This window comes from Acinetobacter sp. USHLN143 (assembly GCF_037145695.1).
In the GTDB taxonomy this organism is placed as follows: Bacteria; Pseudomonadota; Gammaproteobacteria; order Pseudomonadales; family Moraxellaceae; genus Acinetobacter; species Acinetobacter fasciculus.
Map to the genome: position 1 here is coordinate 1 of NZ_JBBCWZ010000132.1, position 4,146 is coordinate 4,146.

2 protein-coding genes and 4 pseudogenes are annotated in these 4,146 nt (G+C 37.6%); 1 reads left to right on the top strand and 5 read right to left on the bottom strand.

What is annotated here, in order from left to right; all coding sequences use genetic code 11:
- Positions 1-83 (top strand): annotated as a pseudogene (locus WFH18_RS16980) (IS1 family transposase); the annotation flags it as partial.
- 344 nt (positions 84-427) lie between these two features.
- Here the strand turns inward: WFH18_RS16980 and WFH18_RS16985 are convergent.
- The 5 genes and pseudogenes from WFH18_RS16985 to WFH18_RS17010 form a co-directional block, all read right to left on the bottom strand.
- Positions 428-1,660 carry an ATP-binding protein gene (locus WFH18_RS16985; protein ID WP_001255534.1) on the bottom strand — a complete coding sequence of 411 codons (1,233 nt, stop codon included), beginning with the start codon at positions 1,658-1,660 and terminating at the stop codon, positions 428-430.
- 535 nt (positions 1,661-2,195) lie between these two features.
- Positions 2,196-2,486, bottom strand: a pseudogene (locus tag WFH18_RS16990) (HNH endonuclease signature motif containing protein); the annotation flags it as partial.
- A pseudogene (locus tag WFH18_RS16995) lies at positions 2,484-2,932 on the bottom strand (IS3-like element ISAcsp5 family transposase); the annotation flags it as partial. The pseudogenes WFH18_RS16990 and WFH18_RS16995, both read right to left, overlap by 3 nt.
- 468 nt (positions 2,933-3,400) lie before the next feature.
- Positions 3,401-3,658, bottom strand: a pseudogene (locus WFH18_RS17005) (hypothetical protein); the annotation flags it as partial.
- Positions 3,659-3,689: 31 nt separating this feature from the next.
- A partial coding sequence (locus WFH18_RS17010; protein ID WP_032071427.1) for an IS66 family transposase occupies positions 3,690-4,146 on the bottom strand: 457 nt, incomplete at its 5' end.

The window sequence follows — 4,146 nt, forward strand, 5'->3', positions numbered from 1 at the left end:
GCTGCAACTTCTCCAAAAAGCTTGAAAATCATTTCAAAGCCTTTGATTTAGTGTTCTTTTATATCAATAATGGATTCGTTTAATGCCAGCATACTTTTTGAAACACCACCTATTTTTGGAATATTGTGTTTTATGGTGGGTGCCGTCATTTTTTAGCAAGAACAGCATTGTATTTTAATCAAAAAAAATGCCCAGATGGATGAATGGGCAAACTAAGGAATTAATATCCTTCAGAAACTCCAGCGCAATTCTCGCTACTTTCAGTAAGCGACTCTGGCTCAATCATGATAGTCTGACTCAATCGAATCGAGGTAAATCGATCCATCACAATTGGAGCAGAAATTATGCTTGAATACATTCTTGAATGATGCTGAAAAGTCTTTGAGTTTTAATTAATAAATAAGAGTATCCATGTCTACCCTCAACTTTACTTATTTTCAGATAGCAACCAATCGAGAGCACTCATTTTTACAATACCATTATAATTCGCTTCAGTCCCTATCGTGTCTAAGGTAAGCAAATACTTGGGATACGAATCAGAAATTTTCTGTAATGGACGTAACTCTCGGCTGAGTGTCTCCTCATTGAGCGTTTCTAATGCCACCTGATAATAAGTTAAATTCTGTAAAGTATCGACAGCAACAAAATCAATTTCATATTCATCAACCCGCCCTACATAGACCGTATAACCTCGTCTGACAAGCTCAAGATAAATCACATTTTCTAAGATATGACCTTGATCAGCATTAGCATCAGGCAACATAATCCGGCGCAATCCGACATCAACTAAATAGTATTTTTCAGAGGATTGTAATAACTCACGCCCGCGTACTTTAAACTGTGCGGCACTATAAAATAACAAACTGTCCTGTAAGCCCTGAATATAGCGTTTTACTGTTTCAAATGAAATCTTAACCCCACTTGAAACAAAGGTATTTTTAATTTTATTGATGGAAATAGGTGAGCCTGTCACGCTTGCCAAATATCTTGCGACACGCTCGAGAGAGTTAATATCGGCAGTATTCAAACGAGGAATAACATCTTTAAACATTACACTGGCATAGACCGCTTGCAAGTAATCATAAGTTTCCTGCTGGCTAGTCATGGCAAGCGTATAAGGGAAACTACTGCGCGTATACATGGCATACAAATCACGATTGGATAATTGTTGGATGATCGGATTATTTTCAATATGCCACTGTTTAAATTCTTGGAATGACAGAGGTAGAACGTGTTGCTCGATATAGCGTCCTGTAAGTAAAGTCGCAAGTTCTCCACTTAGAAAGAATGCATTTGAGCCTGTAATATATAAATCGATATAATCCCGAACATATAAAGAGTCGACTACTTTCTCAAAATTTGTAACATGTTGTATTTCATCTAAAAAAACATAGTTTTTTTTACTTTTATCAACTTTGGACAATACATAATCATGTAGTTTACGGTAATCGGTGAGTTCTTCAAATTCCATAAATTCGAAGTTGATGGCAATGATGTTTTCGGCTTGTACACCCTGTGCTTTTAGGTCTTGTTGAAACATCGCCAATAAGGTGGATTTTCCAGAGCGACGCACACCTGAAAGTACTTTAATGACATCACGGTCTTGCCATGTATTCAGAAATTTTAAGTAGCCATCACGTCGAATATTAGCGCTTCTCATTATTTACACTTAGAATCTAAAGTTTTAATAAATTCTATCAAATTTTAGAACATATATGTAAATATATTTAATTTTAGAAAAAGTTTAAAGGTTAAGTGAAACATTCAAAGCTACTGTAGAAGCATGTAAACAGCAGATCTGATCAAAATCCAAATTCTGTCTTTTTGATTATTTTCCATGTTATGTTATTTCATTGATGCTACGAGTTAACTGCTATATAAATTAAGTGAAAAGTAAATGGAACTAAGATGTTAACTAGAGTGGAACTCATTTTTATTGTGCTAATGGTATCAGCCTTATTGCGTATGAATTGCTAAAAGGTTTATTTTAAAGTCACCTATACATGTTTTTGATCAAAAAAAATGCCCATAGGGGGAATCTATAGGCAAAACTAAGGACCTTGACGGTCATTCAGAAACTACAGCTAGTTTCTGGTTGTGATTCTAAAGTGAATTAAAAACAACCACATTGGCTGAATATATCAAAAGTTAAATCATTGATAAATTTTAGAAAATTAATTTACCCCCTCTGCTGCTCAATACAGTAATTCACCAAACAAATCCGCTCTAATCTCTTCCAGGCTCAGATCTGATTTCATCCTATTACAGATGGGATGAACCAGCAGACCATTCTCTAGAACGCCTTGCCCACCTACGGCTTTGGCAATCCTATGATCCGATTCAGTAGAATCAAGATAGATCAATCCATCACAAATGAGGCAAAAGTTATGATTACCCACCACAAAATTGTGCTTAAGCAGACTCTTGGTTAATGCCGAAAAGGCCTTTGGCTTTGGCCGAGAAATTGGACTAATCGACTCCACATAGTCGAGATGAATTTCATCGATCAGACGCATCCAACTCAAATCAGTTGATGAAATCTCTTTGGGCTTGTAATACAACGTACTGCGATTGATTTGAATCAATTGCGATTGTTGTCGTACCGAAAGTTGATGGGTCTTATCGATCATTTTTTGCCGCTCAGCTGCCCTATTTTTCTGAGCGCACCTTCTAAAAAATCAATTTGCAATGCCTGATGTCCTATCTTGGCATGTAAAGCTTTGAGGTCAATCTCTGGTTCTTGTTGTGCTGTTGGTCGTGAAAAAATATTGACTGATTGCTCAAGCAGTTGATTTTTCCAATCGATGATTTGGTTTTGATGTAAATCGAATTGAGTAGAAAGTTCAGCGAGTGTGTGGTCGCCTTTAATTGCTGCGAGAGCAACTTTAACTTTAAACTCTGCTGAATGATTACGACGTTTTCTTCGTGTCATGGTTGACTCCAAAAACAAGCATTTCCCATGCTTATTGGGGAGTAGATTATCACTTATAGGCGTGGTCTAAAATCCTATACCCACATCATATGGATCAAATTGAAAGCGAAGAAAAAAATCAAATTCGCGGATTTTCAGGTCTTTTAATCACTTATTAAGCTTAGGCTATTTCCCCTAAGGAATCATGTTACATAGCTTCCAGCAGCAGACAAAACACAATAGATAATGCGATGTTTTTTGGTTCTGTTGATCCATAAAAAATACTTAAGTCGCTATTATTAAGCTATAAATGAGCAGCAAGAAATTTTCCTAGTCAGGTAAATGATATTCATGCACACGTAGCTATCTCGAACGAATTCACAGAATTTGGCTGCACTTATATCCAAGTTGTCACTTGAAATTAGCTCAATTAAGGTAGCGCTGTCTTTCAAACCTTTGTGTAACAAAGCGTGCGTAAGTCATATATACTTAGATTCTGATATGATCTCCAATCGCTAAATATCGTACACTCAACCACGCAAGTACCCATCGCACGGCGCTTAATGACGCTTGTTGAGACATTATTCTAAAATAATCATATTTATTATGTTTCATCACTACCGGAAAAAACTGATGTTCTATAAGAAGTGAAAGCATAGGTTTATCTTCTGCCGTAAAATGCATCAATACTTTTGTTACATTACTTTCATACAACCATTTTTTTATTAACCAATTATAAGTGTCTGAGTAAGCGTCCGCTGAATCCCATACCTATTTTTTAATTCGATTTAGGTTTCCAGCAGTGCGGCAGCAATTCTTCAATTTGGGTCACTTTGTGTGTCGGTAACCTTTTCAGCACATCACTTAAATAGGCATACGGATCCAAGCCATTCAGCTTTGCTGACTGGATTAAAGTCATGATGTTTGCCGCTCGCTGACCACTGCGCAGCGAACCTGCAAACAGCCAGTTCTTGCGTCCCAACGCCCAGGGACGCATCTGATTCTCTACCCAATTGTTGCATATCGGTAGATTGCCATCATCCAGATAGCGGCTTAAGGCTGGCCAACGCTTCAGAGTGTAATTGATAGCCTTGGCGGTGGGAGAACTCGATGGCACTGTCAGATGATGTTGGTTGAGCCATTCATATAGTTGTTGCATCACTGGTTGACTATGCTGTTGTCGGTATTCGCGGCGGTCTTCCGCTGTACCATCGGTCTTTTTCCTGAGTTCTGCT